Source organism: Enterobacter sp. Ap-1006 (genome assembly GCF_011752835.1).
Taxonomy (GTDB): Bacteria; Pseudomonadota; Gammaproteobacteria; order Enterobacterales; family Enterobacteriaceae; genus Cedecea.
In genome coordinates this window covers 642746-660475 of sequence record NZ_VWWU01000003.1, presented here as the reverse complement: position 1 = coordinate 660475, position 17730 = coordinate 642746, and the positions used below count along the sequence as shown (strand labels likewise).

The following is a 17730-nucleotide window of genomic DNA, read 5'->3' as shown; positions in this document are numbered from 1 at the left end:
GCGGGCTTATTATAGGCATAAAAAAAGCGCCTGATGCAGGCGCTTGAAACGATGATGACTGCGGGTTAGTGAACGATCGCTGCAGCAGGAACCAGAATCTCCGTGGCGATAATCACCACAATAAGACCGACGGCGACCGGCACAGACGTACGCTTCACCACTTCGAAAGGTGAGATTTTTGCCATCCCGGCAACGGCCACTACCACGCCGGAAACCGGAGAAATGGTGCGGCCCAGGTTGGAAGCCTGCAGCATCGGAATGGTCAGGTATGCCGGGTTAATCCCTGAAGAGTGAGCCAGTTTCGGGATCATTTCGACGAAGGCATAGAACGGTGCGTTACCGGAGCCGGTGGTCATGGCCGCCAGCATGGTCAGCACGACCAGCACCAGCATCAGAATAATGCTTGCGGAACCGAATGAGGTGGCAATGGAGATCAGGCTCTGAATAAAGCCGATGGTGCTTAAGCCCTGGGCAAAGACGCCGGCGGCAACCAGCAGCATCACCACGTTGGCAAAAGCGTCCGCCATGCCGCGATAGCAAACTTCCATCCCTGAGAAGACGTGCTGCGTATTGAAGCTGCGGAAAAACTCAATCAGCGCGGCGATCAGAATACATATCACCAGGATAGTAATGATATGCAGCTGCGGGCCCCATTTGCCGTCGAAAATCAGTACCCCGACAATCGGCGTAAACGGCAGGATGGCGTAGAAAGCGGGTGCGGAAGTCTGAATTTCACTCACGTCCAGCATTTCGTGGTTGATGTGCTCTTTCTTGTCGAGATAGCGCTGCCAGAAGAAATGCGCGATTGCCATGCTGATGATGGCGGCGATGGAGATAGGAATGGTCGTTTTAAAGGCAAAGTCGACCAGCGACATTTCAGAAGCCTGAGCGGCCAGCACCACGTCTCCGGACGTTGGAGCCAGAATAATCGCCGCCGGGGAAGCGCAAATGGCTGCGGCGGCTCCGCGGCTGATACCGACATTGACCATGACCGGGAACAGCGTAGCCATTAACAGCACCCCAAGCCCGGTTGCGGAAGAGACCGCCAGCGACATCAGGCAGGCGACGAAGTAGGCGGCAATCATCAGTAAGTAAGGCGAGTTGATGAATTTCAGCGGCTTAGAGGCCAGTTTGACCACCACATCGTTGGCGCCGATATGGGTCATGTAGGCGGCAAACCCGCAGAGCATCATGATCATCATGCCAAGATCGCCGCCGCGGCTCATCAGCAGGATTTTGACGTATTCAAAGATGTCCGTGGCGGTGTAGCCGGTGCTTTCCGCGCTGGCGGGCAACACTTTATGCCCCATCAACGCGCTGACGATAAGTAACAATAACCCGCCGACGAACAGCACGCCGGTGGCGGAATAGCCTTTGATGATGTAGCGGGCAACGCCCACAATCACCACGACCCCGATAATAAGTTCCAGAATGGTAAGCATAATATCCCCTGATACGCTAAGGCGCTCTTCGGCGTCCTTACGCTTGCGGCTAAAAGTGGTTTTCTCTCAGAAATTAAAATAGTGATTTTTTACAGGCGACTGTAAAGGGCTAAGAATTTGCCTCAGAACCCGTTTGGAGTTTCTGATAAGCATCAACTTTCGTTGCAACGGATCAACTTTAGGCAAAGCTTTTGTTGGCTGCATTACATTTATCGACGTGGTCGATAAAAAGTAAGGCATAAAAATTGTGCGAGTTTTGGCGGTATAACCGACGATCGGTTATGTAAAAACAATGATTATTTTGCCTGATTGTTAACGAGGGGCTTTTACGTAAAGCAGTTAAAAAAAACTTTAAAACGCGACAGGCTGCCGCCTATACTGCCGATCTCTTTTATGTCGGGGTTTTTATGCTGCACACCTCCCTCTGGTCGACAAGCCGCTGGCGCTTTATCAGGAAGCATCTTTTGATGCTGCTGTTGGCGTTGGGCTGGTTTTTTGTCAACAGTCAGGTGGCGATAGCGTCCTACGATTGCCCGGTTGATATGACCGCTGGCCCCATGGCAGCCCCGCATTCCGACACCATGCTGATGCCTGACAAGGCGATGCAGGCGAAACTCAGTAACCCGCTGTGTGAAAAACACTGCGTGCCTGACGTAATGCAAAAAGACAACGGGCACAGCTCGCTGGTGGCGTTACCGGTTGCAGATACCCTTGCGCTGGTTGAGCCTCAGTGTTCAACGGTCGTTGAATCCGCTCCTTATGTTACCCCTCCCGCAACAGGACCTCCGGCAACCATTCGTTTTTGCCGCTTTAGAGAATAACTCCAGCACCGTCAATGTTTTGGGGCTTTGCCCATTCCCTTTTTGACTGTGTTTTGGAGATTAATCATGTTTAATGCTATTCGTTCTGCTGCGGCCGGTGCGCTGCTTGTTGTTGCCGCTTTCCCTGCTTTTTCCGCTGAAACTTCCCACGATATGTCCTCTATGAAGGGGATGTCTGACATGCCTGGCATGACGATGTCTTCTGATGCGACTTCGGCGACCAGAGTCTACAAAACCGAAGGCGTGGTGAAGACCATCACTGCCGATAGCGTGTCTATTGCCCATCATCCCGTCGCCGAGCTTGGCTGGCCAGCCATGACGATGACGTTCGCTTTGCCGAAAAACGGTTCGCTGCCGGCGTTTAAAGTGGGGGAGAAGATTGCCTTCTCTTTCACCCAGCATGCGGCCGGGTATCAGCTGGCTTCCGCAACCCCGCTTAACTAACCGAGGTTGCTATGAAACAACACACCCTGAGCCTCTGGCTTGGTGGAGTGCTGTTGGCTACGTCTGTCTCCTCCGCTCAGGCGGCGGAGCTCAGCCTGCAACAGACTCTGCTGGCCGCCGAGCACTATTCTGCGGCGCTGTCCGCCAACCGTAATCAGAGCGACGCGCTGAACGCCATGGCTGACTCTGCCCGGCAATTGCCCGATCCAAAGCTGAAGTTTGGCATCGAAAACGTGCCGGTGGGGGGGAGTAATAACCATCGCTTTAGCCGTGACGGCATGACCATGCAGCGCATCGGTATCATGCAGGACTACGTCAGCGAAGATAAACGCGACCGTAAAGCGGACACTATTCTGGCGCAGTCGGCCAGCAGCCAGGCCAAAGCGGAGGTGATTCGCGCCAGCCTTCAGCGCGATACCGCGCAGGCGTGGCTGGATCTTGCCTTGTCTGAGCGAGTGCTGACGGCTGCCCGTAAGCTGGTGAGCGAAACCGAGCAGCAGATTGGCGTCCAGAAAGCCACCGTGGCCAGCGGCAGCTCGCCCGCTTCCGGCGTGGTAGATATTCGTATGACGCTGCTCTCCATGCAGGACAAAGTCACGCTTGCCGAGCGGGATGTCACCCTGGCGCAGACCCGGCTTCTGCAACTGACCGGGCAGACGGTCGATAGCGTGGTGGGGACATTGCCCCGCTACCAGCGGTTACCGGCCGATCCGGCAGTGCTTGAAGAAGGCGTGATGCAGCACCCGGAGGTGATTGAAGCCGCCCGTGAAGCCGACGTTGCTCGTGCGAAATCAGCCCAGTCCGCCGTAGCCGCTAAACCTGATGTTGGGATTGAGGTGTATTACGGACGCCGCGCTGAAGGTTATGACGATATGGCGGGCGTGATGTTCACCGTCGATCTGCCTCTGTTTAAGCCTCAGCGGCAGGATAAAGATTACTCCGCCGACGTTTCCCGGGCGATGGAAGCGAACGATCAGCTGGCGCTGGCTCGTCGGGAGCGTATTGCGCTGGTTCACTCGCTGGTGGCGAATTACCAGGCTGCGCAAAGCGTCTGGCAGCGGCAGCAGGATCAGGCTTTACCGCTTCAGCGCCAGCGTCTGTCTCTGCTGGAGTCGCAGTACCGAGCCGGACAATCCTCTCTGACTGAGCTACTGGCCGCTCGCCGGGATCTTCTGGACACCGAGCTGACCGCCAGCAGTGCGGAAAAAGCCGTGGCCACCAACTGGGCGGCGATCCGCTACCTTACGCCTCAGGATGTTAACTAATGAAAAAATCACTCACTTTTTCCCTGCTGGCGGTGGCGGTTATTGCCGCGCTGGCTGCAGTATATTACGCCGGAAAGCAGCAAACCTCTTACCAACATGCCGAAGCTCAACCCCAGCAAGAAAGCGGCCGCAAAGTGCTTTATTGGTACGATCCTATGGTGCCCGGTCAGCGGTTCGACAAGCCGGGGAAATCGCCGTTTATGGATATGGCGCTGGTCCCGCGCTATGCCGATGAAGTGGCCAACGATGGCGGCGTGACGGTCAGCAACCGCCAGCAGCAAAACCTGGGCATCAAGACTGCCGCCGTTGAGCGCAAGGCTCTGAGCGTGCCGTTCGCCGCTTTTGCCACCGTAACGCTGGACGAACGCAGCGTGCAAATCATCCCGGCCAGCGCTAACGGCATTGTGGAAACGCTGTATGTCAAAGCCCCTCAGCAGTACGTGAAAGCCGGGGAACCGTTGGCGCAGCTGTGGTTCCCGGAATGGACCGCCGCACAGCAGGAGTTTCTGGCGGTGCGCAAGCTGGGAGACAGCGCTTTAACCGCTGCGGCCAGAGAGCGGCTGCAGCTGCAGTTTATGCCCACGGAAGTGATTCGCCAGGTTGAGCGCAGCGGCAAGCCGCAAACCCGCGTTACCGTTCGCGCAAAGCTTGCCGGGTATGTAAATAAACTGGAGGCGCGGGAAGGGCAGCAGGTGACCGCGAATGCCCCGCTGTTCGAAGTGGCAAGCCTTGATTCCGTCTGGATTGTGGTGGATTACCCGCAGTCTCAGGCTCAGGCATTGCAGCCGGGAAGCGAGATTGTGGCGACCGCCGACAGCTGGCCTGGAGAGGTATTCCACGGGCGAGTAAGCGAACTGCTGCCGAACCTCGAAACCACCACCCGCACGCTGAAGGCGCGCATTGTGCTGGATAATCCGCAAATGAAGCTCAAGCCCGGCATGTACCTCAGTGTGCATCTGACAAATCAGCAGCCCCGCGCCGCGGTTCTGGCCGTGCCGGAGGAGTCGCTGATTGAAACCGGAAGCCAAAGCCGCGTGCTGGTTGCCGAAGACGGCGGCCATTTCCGCCCGGTGAACGTGGTGCCGGGCATCAGCGACAAGGGCTGGGTGGAGATTCGTTCCGGGCTGAATGAGGGCGAGAAAGTGGTCACTTCCGGCCAGTTCCTTATCGACTCAGAGGCGAGCCTGCGCAGCGCGTTGCCTGAAACAGACGCTCAGCCAAAAGCGCCGCCTGCAGCAAAAACCTACGACGGCGAAGGCGTGGTCAAAGCGGTGAGTGCGGACGCTATTACTATTGCCCATCATCCTATCCCCGCGCTGAACTGGGGCGCTATGGTGATGCCTTTTGCGCTGACATCGCCGACCAGCCTGAAATCGGGTGATGCAGTCATGTTCAGCTTTACAATGGACGATGAAAAAGGGGCCGTTATTACTCACCTGATGCCGATGGCGGGGGCGCACAAATGATTGCCGCCGTTATTCGCTGGTCGCTTAAAAATCGCCTGCTGGTGGTGCTGGCCGCCATCATTATGGCGGCATGGGGGCTTTGGTCGCTGCAGAGAGCGCCGCTGGATGCGCTGCCGGATCTCTCCGACGTGCAGGTGATTGTGCGGGTCAGCTATCCGGGTAAAGCACCGCAAATCGTGGAGGATCAGGTCACCTATCCGCTAACCAATACCATGCTGTCAGTTCCGGGAGCCAAAACGGTGCGTGGCTTCTCCATGTTTGGCGATTCTTATGTCTACATTCTGTTCGATGATGGGACCGATCCTTACTGGGCCCGTTCCAGGGTACTTGAATACCTGAGCCAGGTGCAGTCTCAGCTGCCGCCGGAGGCTAAAGCCTCGCTGGGGCCAGACGCTACCGGGGTTGGCTGGGTATACGAATATGCGTTGGTGGACAGAACCGGCAAGCACAGCCTGGCGGATCTGCGAGCTCTTCAGGACTGGACGCTGAAGTTTGAGTTGAAAACCGTGCCCAACGTCTCTGAGGTGGCAAGCGTCGGCGGCATGGTGCGTCAGTACCAGATTGTGCTCGATCCGGAGCGCATGAAGGCGCTGAATGTTACCCATGAGCAGGTCATTAACGCGGTGAAAAGCGCCAACCAGGAAGGCGGTGGTTCGGTGATCGAGATGGGCGAAGCCGAGTATATGGTGCGGACCTCTGGCTATCTCAAAAATCTGGATGACTTCAAGCAGGTTGTTATCACCAGCCGGGACGGCGTGCCGGTGCTGCTTTCCGATGTCGCTTCCGTGAGGCTTGGGCCTGAAATTCGTCGGGGCGTGGCGGAGTTTAACGGTGAAGGCGAAGTCGCGGGTGGCATTATCGTGATGCGCTACGGCAAAAACGCCCTTGAAACGATTAATGCGGTAAAAGCAAAGCTGGCTCAGCTGCAGAAGAGTTTGCCCGCCGGCGTTGAAATTGTGCCGGTGTACGACCGCTCGCACCTTATTGAAAGCGCGATTGAAACGCTCTCCCACAAGCTGCTGGAAGAGTTTATCGTGGTCGCCATTATTTGTTCGCTGTTCCTGTTCCACTTCCGCTCTGCGCTGGTGGCAATTATTACTTTGCCGCTGGGGATTTTAGGGGCGTTTATCGTCATGCATTACCAGGGCGTGAACGCCAATATCATGTCGCTGGGCGGGATAGCAATTGCCATTGGCGCGATGGTCGACGCGGCGATAGTGATGATTGAAAACATGCACAAAGTGCTTGAGCAGTGGCGGCACGATCATCCGGGAGAGCAGCCGCGCGGCGAAGATTACTGGCAAATTTCCCAGCAGGCTGCGGTAGAAGTGGGGCCGGCATTATTTTGCAGCCTGCTGATTATTACCCTGTCGTTTATCCCGGTGTTCTCTCTTGAAGCGCAGGAGGGAAGGATGTTTTCGCCGCTGGCCTTCACCAAGACTTATTCTATGGCGGTGGCCGCGGGGCTGGGGATTACGCTGGTGCCGGTGCTGATGGGCTGGTTTATTCGCGGCAAGATCCCCGATGAAAAGGCCAACCCGATTAACCGCTGGCTGATTGCGGCCTACGAGCCTGTACTGGAAAAGGTGCTCGACAGGCCGAAAACCACGCTTGCTGTAGCCGGTGTGTTGCTGGTCGCCACGCTTTGGCCGCTGAGCAAACTGGGCAGCGAATTTATGCCGCCGCTGGATGAGGGGGATTTACTGTATATGCCTTCCACGTTGCCAGGTATTTCGGCGCGTGAGGCAGGACGATTGCTACAGCAGACCGATCGCCTGATCAAAACGGTGCCGGAAGTTGAAACCGTTTTTGGCAAAGCGGGACGCGCTGAAACGGCCACCGACCCTGCGCCGCTAACAATGATTGAAACCACCATTCGCTTTAAGCCAGGCGACCAGTGGCGGCCGGGAATGACGATGGACAAGCTGGTGAATGAGCTGGACAGCGTGGTGAAGGTGCCGGGCATTGCCAACGTGTGGGTACCGCCTATTCGTAACCGACTGGACATGCTGGCCACCGGGATTAAAAGTCCGGTAGGGATAAAGGTGAACGGCAATAATATTGCCGCCATTGAGTCGGTCGCCGAGCAGATTGAACATGCGGTCAAGCAGGTGCCGGGTGTGACGTCCGCGTTGGCTGAGCGCCTGGGCGGCGGGCGCTATGTGGACATTGACATCGACAGGCGTAAAGCGGCGCGCTATGGCGTTTCGGTTAAAGAACTGCAGTCGCTCGTTGCCACGGTTATCGGGGGGGAAAACATGGGTGAAACTATCGAAGGGCGTGAGCGTTTCCCAATAAATGTGCGCTACCCGCGTGAACTGCGCGATAACCTGCAGAAACTGCGTGATTTACCGGTTATTACCTCCAACGGCAGCCAGGTAGTGCTTTCTGAGCTGGCAAATATTGCGATTACAGAAGGGCCGCCGATGCTGAAAAGCGAAAATGCGCGTCTTTCAAACTGGATCTATGTCGATCTGCGTGGCCGTGATTTGAAGTCCGCCGTGGAAGATATGCAGCGTGCGGTGGCCGCGCAGGTGAAATTGCCTGAAGGCGTTTCTCTTTCATGGTCAGGGCAGTTTGAATACCTGGAACGTGCGACGGCGAAATTAAAAGTTGTTCTGCCTTTTACCTTGTTAATCATATTTGTACTGTTATATGTCACCTTCTCGCGAGTGAAGGATGCGCTATTAATTATGGGGACTTTACCGTTCTCGCTAATTGGCGGCGTGTGGCTGCTTTACCTGTTGGGATATAACCTGTCGGTGGCCGGAGCCGTAGGCTTTATTGCCCTGGCGGGGGTTGCCGCTGAATTTGGCGTGATCATGGTACTTTATTTAAACCAGGCACTGACTAAGCATCAAAAAGCCGATGAGGTAAAGGATGACGGTACGCTGCGGCGCGCCATTCACGAGGGGGCTGTCCTGCGCGTCAGGCCAAAGGTGATGACGGTGGCCACTATTATGGCAGGTTTACTGCCGATTATGTGGGGCAACGGGACCGGATCGGAAGTGATGCGACGTATTGCCGCCCCGATGATTGGGGGGATGGTGACGGCGCCATTGCTGTCGATGCTGGTTATCCCTGCGGTATATATGCTGATTAAAAAACGGAAATAAGTGTTGTTCGCCGGAGCGGATATAGTTATGCGCTCCGGCTTGCAATTTTATTCAACGTTGTCTGACATCTGTTTGGGAATTCAGCGTATTGACAACTGGCAGTGGACAATTTTCTTTACAAGTCATGTGCTGATTTAGCCTTCATTGAGATATAATTCAGTAAGGTACCTGTCGAATTTTAATATGGTAATAAAGACGTGACTTACGCAAATAAACTGTTCTCAATTTTGATTTTTGTTTGCACGCTTGGGTTGAGCGCTTCTGCTGCTGCGGAAGGCGGCTTTTTCAGCAATGCATGGGAAACTTTCTCGGGCCAGGTCTCTAAAACCTGGAATGAGCCAGAACACTACGATCTTTACGTGCCGGCGATTACCTGGCACGCCCGCTTTGCCTATGACAAAGAAAAAACGGATCGCTACAACGAGCGGCCGTGGGGTGCAGGTTTTGGCCAGTCCCGCTGGGATGAAAATGGTAACTGGAACGGTATCTATTTGATGGCGTTCAAGGACTCCTTCAATAAATGGGAGCCAATCGGCGGCTATGGTTGGGAGAAAACCTGGCGCCCGCTGAGCGATGATAATTTCCATTTAGGGTTGGGGTACACCGTCGGGGTTACTGCTCGCGACAACTGGAAATACATCCCAATCCCGGTTGTGCTGCCGCTGGCGTCTATTGGCTACGGCCCGGCAACCTTCCAGATGACCTACATTCCAGGCACCTATAACAACGGTAACGTCTACTTCGCGTGGATGCGTTTCCAGTTCTGATTTTGTCGGCCTGAAGCCGGTGAAAACTGAGGGTTTTTATACCCCTTAAAAAACAAGGTGTAATGCGCAAGCTAGTAAAAAGTTAGCGACTTTTATCACTTTTTAGCAATTCTGGACTGGACAAAAGCCACCACAATTGTTGTACTGATGCCCGACACAGCATTTGTGTCGTTTTTTCATGTAAAGGTAATTTTGATGTCTAAGATTAAAGGTAACGTTAAGTGGTTTAATGAATCCAAAGGCTTCGGCTTCATTACTCCGGAAGATGGCAGCAAAGACGTGTTCGTACACTTCTCTGCAATCCAGAGCAATGGTTTCAAAACCCTGGCTGAAGGCCAGCGCGTTGAGTTTGAAATCACTAACGGTGCCAAAGGCCCTTCTGCTGCAAACGTAATGCCTATCTAAGTCATTACCAGTAGAATATAAAAACCCGCCAAGGCGGGTTTTTTTTTGCCTGTGATTTTAGGCAAACAGATAGGTTTTCAAAAACAGCCCAACGATAACGACGCTTATCAGCACGCTCGCCCAGCCGGTTATTTGCTCTTTCATTGCCCGCTCCGCCAAAGATATGGCTGGGATAGTGGCAGAGAAAAATTAAGCTAACATTAACGCTTCAGGGCTTATTGGGTCACGAAGAGAGAAACCAGCCAAAATGCGAGCGCGGTCATGATAAACGAGCCGGCCAGGTTGAGCAGGACGTTCATGCTGGCCCACATCAATCGCCCATCCTGCAGCAGCAAAACCACTTCCGCAGAAAACGTCGAAAACGTGGTCAGGCCGCCGCAGAAACCGGTGGTTATCAGCAGCTTCCACATCGGGTCGACGTTGCTGAAGCGGCTGAACAGCGCCAGCCCAAGGCCGATGATAAACGCCCCGGTCAGGTTAGCGATTAGCGTCCCGATGGGGATCCCCATATGCAGGGGATTGAACTTCATACTAAGAAACCAGCGTGCTACGCTGCCCATCCCGCCGCCGATAAAGACGGCGAATAGCATCTGAATCACGGTTAATCCTTATTAAACATCAACAATGGGAAAAGTGTAGCGTTCAGGTTGGGAGATTTATACCCAATGTGCTGTAATTCATCCATTGAACGGCGAGGCGAATATGAAGGTGGCGGTCGGGCAGTTTGTGGTGGGGCCAGTCTGGCAGGAAAATGCGACGACCTGTGCCAGTCTTATGGCGCAAGCGGCGGCCAAAGAGGCCGATTTGTTAGTCTTACCCGAAGCGGTGCTAGCCCGGAGTGATACCGACCCGGATATGTCAGTCAAGTCCGCGCAGAAGCTGGATGACGGCTATGTACAACAGCTGCGGGCTGAAAGCCGGAAGAACGAGATGACAACGGTGCTAACGCTGCATGTCCCTACCCGTGATGGACGGGCGGCAAACACTTTGCTGGCCATTCGTGGCGGTGAGATTGTGGCGAGCTACCAGAAGGTGCATCTGTATGACGCTTTCAGCGTGCAGGAATCTAAGCAGGTGGATGCCGGAGCAAGCCTGGCCCCCTTGATTAAGGTGGCCGGCATGAACGTCGGGCTGATGACCTGCTACGATCTTCGTTTTCCTGATATGGCGTTGAGCCTGGCGCTTAGCGGAGCAGAAGTGCTGGTTTTGCCTGCAGCGTGGCTAAAAGGCCCGCATAAAGAGGCTCACTGGGCTACACTGCTCGCCGCTCGCGCGCTGGATTCAACCTGCTACATGGTTGCTTCCGGGGAGTGCGGCAATAAAAATATCGGCCAGAGCCGAATCATTGACCCGCTGGGCGTCACCGTTGCGGCAGCAGCAGAATCAGCCGCGCTGATTTTTGCCGAAATTACGGCAGAGCGAGTGATGGAAGTCCGGCAAATGCTGCCGGTGCTGCGTAACCGGCGGTTTGCGCCGCCGCAAATGTTATGATGTTTTTTTAATCAAATCTTGATTCACCTTGTTACAGATTGCTATTGTGTCGCGCGGACAAATGTCCGTTAATGCAATCAGGTCTTTTATTCGCCGTTGCCACGGCACGCATCACAAAAGAAGGTAGGTATGGGAGAGATTAGTATTACTAAGCTGCTGGTTGTCGGCGCGCTGATCGTATTGCTGTTTGGTACCAAGAAGCTGCGCACGCTGGGCGGCGATCTCGGTTCTGCCATCAAAGGCTTTAAGAAAGCGATGGCTGAAGACGACAATGGCAAAAAGCCCGATACCGAAGCTGAAGCCGCTGCAGAGCAACGCATCGTTCATAAAGACTGAACGACGACGGCAAAATAAAAAACCGGCTCAGAATGGCCGGTTTTTTTATGAATGTCAGTTTATAAGTAACAAGATGTAACCAATGTTACTTCACTTCCATCCCTTTTGCCTGCAGGTCCGCATGGTAAGAGGAGCGAACAAACGGGCCACAGGCGGCGTGGGTGAAGCCCATTGCCAGCGCTTCGGCTTTCATCTCTTCAAACTCATCCGGGCTAACGTAACGCTGTACCGGCAAGTGGTGACGACTTGGCTGGAGATACTGGCCCAGCGTCAGCATGGTCACGCCGTGACGACGCAGGTCGCGCATCACTTCGATGATCTCTTCGTTTGTTTCACCCAGGCCCACCATCAGGCCGGACTTGGTTGGAATATTCGGATGAGCTTCTTTAAAGCGCTCAAGCAGCTTCAGAGACCAGTTGTAGTCAGCACCTGGGCGGACGTTGCGGTAGACGCGCGGTACGTTTTCCAGGTTGTGGTTGAACACGTCCGGCGGCGTTGCGGTCAGAATATCCAGCGCACGGTCCATACGCCCACGGAAGTCAGGCACCAGCGTCTCGATTTTGATGGTCGGGTTCTTTTCGCGAATAGCGCGGATGCAGTCGGCAAAGTGCTGGGCACCGCCGTCGCGAAGATCGTCCCGGTCAACGGAGGTAATTACGACGTAACGCAGACCCATATCGGCGATGGTCTGTGCCAGTTTTTCGGGCTCGTTAGCATCTGGCGCAACAGGGCGACCGTGTGCGACGTCGCAGAATGGGCAGCGGCGGGTACAAATGGCGCCCAGGATCATGAAGGTCGCGGTGCCGTGGTTAAAACATTCAGCGAGGTTAGGGCAGGAGGCTTCTTCGCAAACGGAGTGCAGACCATTTTTGCGCATCGCCGCTTTAATGCCCTGGATACGGGTTGAGTCAGACGGGAGTTTGATTTTCATCCATTCTGGTTTTCTCAACAGCTCCTGGCGCTCTGTCGCCACGTTTTTAACCGGGATCAGAGCCATTTTATCGGCGTCGCGGTATTTAACGCCGCGTTCCATCACAATGGGTTTGCTCATAGGGTGCGTGTTCCAGTTGCGGATAATGAAGTCAGGCTAATTCAAGCTAAGTTAGGATCTATCAACTATTTTTGAATTAATGGCCGGAAGTATATCATCACGGCCAGGGAGAATCAGTATACCCCAACGTGAAATGGAGAAAGAATTGTAAATGGGTTGTTGTTTTGTGCTAAATGCGAGGTTAACGGGCATGGTGTTCACCTCTGAAACGTCCGGTAAGAGGTGAAAACCACTGAGGATCAAGCGAACTCGGTGTGAATGGCTTTGATTATCTCCTGCAAAACCGTGTCCCGGATGCTTAGCTTGTTAAAATGCATGCTGGTTTCCATTGTTTTATCCGCAAACAGATCGCAGTCAACGGCTCGCAGGTTCCAGGTCTCTTTGAACATTTCGTACAGCCGCCAGGGCATGAAGCCCAGCAAATCGCTGCTGCCAAGTAATGAAGACAGGGTGACATAGTTGTAGCTGCTAAACGCTATCTGCCTGTTGGGCAGCCGCTCGCTGATCTCCTGGCGTAGGTCGCGCAGCAAATCATCCTGCATGATCAGGAAGGTGTGCTCCATATTTTGCAGATCTTCGCGAGTGAGCCGCTGTTCAAGACAGGGATGACCTTCCCGGCAGACCACGGCGATACTTTCCTGATACAGCGGCACGCTGGTGATGGTGCGTGCATAGTGGCGACTGGTGTCAATAATCAAATCGGTTTGAAACTGGCTGAGCTGGGACTCACCATCGTTAATGGGCACATTGCGAATAAGCAGATTTGGATTGACCTTGCGGATCGCCGAATAGACTTTAGGGATAACTAAAGCCCCAATAGACGGCTGGGTGGCAATGGTGATGGTGCGCTGCTGGTCATTGCTGTTGTTGAAATCCAGCGCGCCGAGAATGGATTCCAGGCCCTGGCTGATATATTCGTGCAGGTGTGCCGCATACGCCGTCGGCGTGACGCCCTGGCCTTTGCGAATGAATAAAGGATCGGGAAAAATATAGCGCAACTTTTGGATAGACTGGCTGATAGCCGAGGGCGTGAGATTTAGCACTCTGGCTGCATTGACGATGCCTTTATGAATGTAGACAGCTTCAAAAATGGTCAGCAAGTTTAAATCTATGTTGCGTAATGTCTTGAATACGGGATAGTTGTTCTCACCATCGCGATCCACGATTTTTTTCTCAGACAGTGGGTTTTGCCCCATGTCAGGTCTCCGCTAAAAAATAAAGAATATTATATTTATAGATACAAATAGACCGTTTGGGGGAATTAGCATAGCTATTTTGCCAACCCAAGCACGAATGAGAAAAATTAAGCCTCAGAAGCTATTCCCAGCTGTCATATTATTTAAATAATGACGTTGCTGAATTATCCAATTAGTGATTATAACCGATGGGCGAAAAAGTGATAAAAAGACAATATCAGGCCTGCGGGAGGCAGGCCTGACGTTTACTCCACTTCGCGGTATTCGTATGGCGGATGGTTTAGCAGGGAGATAAAGTTTTCTACCAGCCGGGGCTGGATATCCGCTACGGTGATGCCTTCTGCAAAATGGCTGACCTGGGTCATCTCCAGCCCGGCGTAGCCACAGGGGTTAATCCGCAGGAAAGGGGATAAATCCATGTTGATGTTTAACGCCAGACCGTGGAAGGAACATCCCCTCCGAATACGAAGCCCCAGAGAGCAAATTTTGCGTCTGTCGACATACACGCCCGGTGCGTCGGCGCGGGGGTAAGCCTCAATATCATATTCTGCCAGCGTGTTAACCACGGTCTGTTCCAGCATGGTGACCAGTTCCCGTACGCCCAGCTTGCGTCGTTTTAAGTTCAGCAGGAAATACATAACCTGCTGCCCTGGGCCGTGAAAGGTCACCTGGCCGCCGCGATCGCTTTGCACAACGGGAATATCGCCCGGCATCAGGACGTGCTCGGCTTTACCGGCCTGGCCCTGGGTGAAAACCTGAGGATGCTCCACCAGCCAGATCTCGTCGGCCGTCGTCTCATCGCGGGTGTCGGTAAAGTCATGCATTGCCTGCGAGACAGGTTCATAAGGCTGCAGTCCAAGGGTGCGGATCAGGATAGTGTCTTGAGACAAAACAGCGTCTCCGGGAGAAAAGGGTGGCGGGAAGTATATCACAGCTAAAACCCGGCCTGAGCCGGGTTATCAGATTACAGCACCATACGAACGATTTCGATGTTGCCTAACTCTTCATACAGGGTTTCAACCTGCTCAATGTGGGTGGCATTGATGGTAATGGAAACTGAGTGGTAGTTTCCTTTGCTGCTTGGTTTAACCTGCGGCGTGTAGTCGCCAGGGGCGTGGCGCTGCACCACCTCAACGACCAGATCAACCAGCTCCGGTTTCGCCAGGCCCATTACTTTGTAAGTAAAAGAGGTGGGGAATTCGAGCAATTCGTTCAGTTTGGTTTTCATGGTAGCTCCAGCGTTACGGCAATAAAAATAATAACTCCCGCCGGCGGGCGGGAGTTGCTTTGATGCTAAGTATATGGGGTCAGATTCGACACTTTCAAGTGTTCAATAATTAACCGAACCAGTGGTGGAACATCAGCTTGATGTAATCAATGATTCGGCTGAAGAAATTCCCTTCCGGCATCTCCTGCAGCACAACTAACGGACGCTGCTCGATGGTTTTACCGTCCAGCTGGAAGTTGATGGTGCCCACAACCTGGTTTTTCTGCAGCGGGGCATGCAGTTCAGTCGTGGTCAGCACGTAGCTGGCTTTCAGATCTTTCATACGGCCGCGAGGAATGGTCAGGTAAACGTCTTTATCCACGCCGAGGGAAGCACGGTCGTTATCGCCGAACCAGGCTGGCTCAGAAGCAAACTCTTTGCCGGCTTTCAGCGGAGAAACCGTTTCAAAGAAGCGGAAGCCCCAGGTCAGCAGCTTTTTGCTTTCTGTTTCACGGCCTTTGTAGGTGTGCCCGCCAAGAACCGCAGAGATCAGGCGCATCTGGCCTTCGGTAGCGGAGGCCACGAGGTTATACCCTGCCGCATCGGTATGGCCGGTTTTAATACCGTCAACGTTGAGGCTGGTATCCCACAGCAGACCGTTACGGTTGGTCTGACGAATGTTGTTGAAGGTGAACTCTTTTTCTTTGTAGATAGCGTATTCGTTCGGCACATCGCGGATCAGCGCCTGGCCGATAAGCGCCATATCACGAGCAGAGCTGTACTGACCCTCGGCGTCCAGGCCGTGCACGGTCTGGAAGTGGGTGTTTTTCAGGCCCAGGGCTGAAACGTAGCCGTTCATCAGGCTTACGAAAGCATCCTGGCTGCCGGCGACGAAGTCGGCCATCGCCACACAGGCGTCGTTACCTGACTGCAGGTTAATACCGCGAACCAGTTTGTTGACCGGTACCTGCATACCCGGCTGCAGGAACATCAGCGAGGAGCCTTTAAACACCGGATTACCGGTGGCCCAGGCGTCTTTGCCGATGGTGACCATCGCATTGTCGTCGAATTTACCGGCTTTCATCGCCTGGCCAATGACATAGCTGGTCATCATCTTGGTGAGGCTGGCCGGGTCGCGGCGTGCGTCAGCATTTGATTCGGCCAGCACTTTGCCTGAGTTGTAGTCAATCAGGATATACGCTTCTGCATCAATCTGCGGGACGCCCGGGATCATAGTTTTAATGTTGAGGTCGTCAGCTTGAGCAGAGGCCATAGCCGCAAGAGCGAAAGCCGAGGTGAGCGCCAGGCGCTTAACAAAACGTGCAGAAGGAGCTGTATTCATGATGGAACTACGACGTCCGTGATGGAATTAAAAAAAGTGCCTTACTATAGCAAAAGCATTTTTGACTGGCATCTGACTTTGCGCGTGAGTTTGTTAATGGTCTTTACACAAATTTACGGGCAAGAAACAGGCCAGTCATAGCTTTACATAGCGGGAGCGTTGGTCACAAATGACTGCTGTTGCGCTTCCGACATCAGGCGCTGCTGCAGGGCGGTGGCTTCAGTGCGGCTGCTGAACGGGCCAAGCTGAACGCGATACACGGTGCCGTTATGAGACACTGCGCCCGGCACGCCAAACTGCTGGCTTAACTTCTGCTGCCACTGGCTGGCGCGTGCCCCGTCGCTCACGGCACCGACCTGAACAACGTAACGGCCGCTGCTGGCGGGTACGCTTGCTGTAGCTACACTGCGCTGAACGTGACCTTGAGTTGAACCAGGTGCGGTGACTGGCGCAGAAACGGCAGGCGCTGGCTGCTCAACGATCGGCGCTGGCTGTGGGGCTACTGGCGGAGTAGGCGCCACAGCTGGTGCCGCTGTTGCTGCGACAGGTTGCTGCGTCGCGGGGGCTGCTGCAGCCGTTGCCGGAGCATCAGGTGTTTCTACCACGCCTGCCGCCAGTGGCGTAGGAGCACCGAGAAAACCGCTGCTCTGAACAGGTGCGCCGGTGGTGTCTGCGCTTTGCAGCGTCGAGTTGCTGATGGCGCGCACATCGCCCTGTGGTGCCGCTGGCTGAGCAGGGGAGGAGGCGCTTCCCATGCCGCCGCTAAGATCCGGACGGGCCGGCAGCGCATAAGTCTGTTTGGCGATAGTCGTACAGGCCGTACCTGGACCGGACATGGTGCCATCCTGTGCAACGATAATAGGGTCGATACGGACTTTGGTATTGTTTGAGGTGTTCAGCCTGTCTGCTGCCGCGCGAGACAGCGAGATCACCCGATCGTTGCCGTAAGGGCCGCGATCGTTGATGCGAACCACAATCATGCGGCCATTCGCGAGGTTAGTGATTCGCGCATAGCTTGGAATAGGCAGCGTTGGGTGTGCTGCGGTCAGCGCATTAGCATCAAACGCTTCGCCAGAGGCGGTCAGGTTGCTGCCTGGTTCGGCGTCGTAGATAGCCGCGAAGCCTGCCTGGCTGAAGTTTGCAGGATTCTGAACAATTTTGTAGCTTTTGCCGTTGTTCTGGTAATCCTGATTAACTGACGGATTCAGCGGCTCGTAACGTGGCTCGGCGCCGCTGATTTCCACGACTGGACCGTTGCACACGGCCGGCTGTGGCGCCTGATTAACCGGCTGCTGACTCTCATCATTTGACGAACATGCTGCCAGTAACGCTGCTGCGATGCAGACGCCAGCCCACCGTTTTTGCTTACCCATTGCGCACC

General features: G+C 54.4%; 17 protein-coding genes. 9 read left to right on the top strand and 8 right to left on the bottom strand.

From position 1 onward, the window contains the following. Positions 1-65: 65 nt before the first annotated feature. Entirely contained in the window at positions 66-1442 is a 1377-nt protein-coding gene (gene dcuC, locus F3J28_RS11360) for an anaerobic C4-dicarboxylate transporter DcuC (protein ID WP_008456010.1), read from the bottom strand. Positions 1443-1909: 467 nt separating this feature from the next. Between dcuC and F3J28_RS11355 the strand changes: the two genes are divergently transcribed. The 7 genes from F3J28_RS11355 (at position 1910) to cspE (ending at position 9726) form a co-directional block, all read left to right on the top strand. Next, entirely contained in the window at positions 1910-2263 is a 354-nt protein-coding gene (locus F3J28_RS11355) for a hypothetical protein (protein WP_286178177.1), read from the top strand. A gap of 66 nt (positions 2264-2329) precedes the next feature. After that, on the top strand, positions 2330-2707 hold the full coding sequence (locus F3J28_RS11350; protein WP_166875885.1) for a copper-binding protein: 378 nt from the start codon (positions 2330-2332) through the stop codon (positions 2705-2707). Positions 2708-2718: 11 nt separating this feature from the next. Further along, positions 2719-3972 (top strand): TolC family protein, encoded by a 1254-nt coding sequence (locus F3J28_RS11345; RefSeq protein WP_166875882.1) that lies wholly within the window; start codon positions 2719-2721, stop codon positions 3970-3972. Further along, a complete protein-coding gene (locus tag F3J28_RS11340; protein ID WP_166875879.1) occupies positions 3972-5438 on the top strand; it encodes an efflux RND transporter periplasmic adaptor subunit in 1467 nt (488 codons plus the stop codon). The genes F3J28_RS11345 and F3J28_RS11340 overlap by 1 nt, the downstream gene beginning before the upstream one ends. Continuing rightward, a complete protein-coding gene (locus F3J28_RS11335) occupies positions 5435-8554 on the top strand; it encodes an efflux RND transporter permease subunit (RefSeq protein ID WP_166875876.1) in 3120 nt (1039 codons plus the stop codon). The genes F3J28_RS11340 and F3J28_RS11335 overlap by 4 nt, the downstream gene beginning before the upstream one ends. 197 nt (positions 8555-8751) lie before the next feature. After that, positions 8752-9321 (top strand): lipid IV(A) palmitoyltransferase PagP, encoded by a 570-nt coding sequence (pagP, locus tag F3J28_RS11330; protein WP_166875873.1) that lies wholly within the window; start codon positions 8752-8754, stop codon positions 9319-9321. 195 nt (positions 9322-9516) lie between these two features. After that, positions 9517-9726 (top strand): transcription antiterminator/RNA stability regulator CspE, encoded by a 210-nt coding sequence (gene cspE, locus F3J28_RS11325; RefSeq protein WP_004100146.1) that lies wholly within the window; start codon positions 9517-9519, stop codon positions 9724-9726. A 215-nt stretch (positions 9727-9941) separates the two neighbouring features. On the opposite strand, the gene crcB is transcribed toward cspE, so the two are convergent. Beyond that, complete coding sequence (gene crcB / locus F3J28_RS11320) at positions 9942-10325, bottom strand: fluoride efflux transporter CrcB (RefSeq protein ID WP_166875870.1); 384 nt, start codon at positions 10323-10325, stop codon at positions 9942-9944. Positions 10326-10428: 103 nt separating this feature from the next. Here crcB and F3J28_RS11315 point away from each other — a divergent pair, with 103 nt between their 5' ends. Together F3J28_RS11315 and tatE are read left to right on the top strand one after the other, a co-directional pair. Then, a complete protein-coding gene (locus F3J28_RS11315) occupies positions 10429-11217 on the top strand; it encodes a deaminated glutathione amidase (RefSeq protein WP_166875867.1) in 789 nt (262 codons plus the stop codon). A 129-nt stretch (positions 11218-11346) separates the two neighbouring features. Next, complete coding sequence (gene tatE / locus F3J28_RS11310; protein ID WP_008456034.1) at positions 11347-11553, top strand: twin-arginine translocase subunit TatE; 207 nt, start codon at positions 11347-11349, stop codon at positions 11551-11553. 85 nt (positions 11554-11638) lie between these two features. On the opposite strand, the gene lipA is transcribed toward tatE, so the two are convergent. The 6 genes from lipA to rlpA all read right to left on the bottom strand — a co-directional run bounded on the left by lipA (position 11639) and on the right by rlpA (position 17722). Then, positions 11639-12604 carry a lipoyl synthase gene (gene lipA, locus F3J28_RS11305; RefSeq protein ID WP_008456035.1) on the bottom strand — a complete coding sequence of 322 codons (966 nt, stop codon included), beginning with the start codon at positions 12602-12604 and terminating at the stop codon, positions 11639-11641. Between the two features lie 239 nt (positions 12605-12843). Further along, the gene (locus F3J28_RS11300) at positions 12844-13800 is read right to left on the bottom strand and encodes a YbeF family transcriptional regulator (RefSeq protein ID WP_008456036.1); all 957 of its coding nucleotides are present in this window, start codon (positions 13798-13800) and stop codon (positions 12844-12846) included. Between the two features lie 245 nt (positions 13801-14045). Then, complete coding sequence (lipB, locus tag F3J28_RS11295) at positions 14046-14690, bottom strand: lipoyl(octanoyl) transferase LipB (protein ID WP_166875864.1); 645 nt, start codon at positions 14688-14690, stop codon at positions 14046-14048. A gap of 74 nt (positions 14691-14764) precedes the next feature. Beyond that, positions 14765-15028, bottom strand: coding sequence for a DUF493 family protein YbeD (ybeD, locus tag F3J28_RS11290; protein WP_008456041.1), 264 nt, complete (start codon positions 15026-15028; stop codon positions 14765-14767). Between the two features lie 109 nt (positions 15029-15137). Beyond that, positions 15138-16349 (bottom strand): D-alanyl-D-alanine carboxypeptidase DacA, encoded by a 1212-nt coding sequence (gene dacA / locus F3J28_RS11285; protein WP_039291151.1) that lies wholly within the window; start codon positions 16347-16349, stop codon positions 15138-15140. A 143-nt stretch (positions 16350-16492) separates the two neighbouring features. Continuing rightward, entirely contained in the window at positions 16493-17722 is a 1230-nt protein-coding gene (gene rlpA / locus F3J28_RS11280) for an endolytic peptidoglycan transglycosylase RlpA (protein ID WP_166875860.1), read from the bottom strand. Positions 17723-17730: the final 8 nt, after the last annotated feature.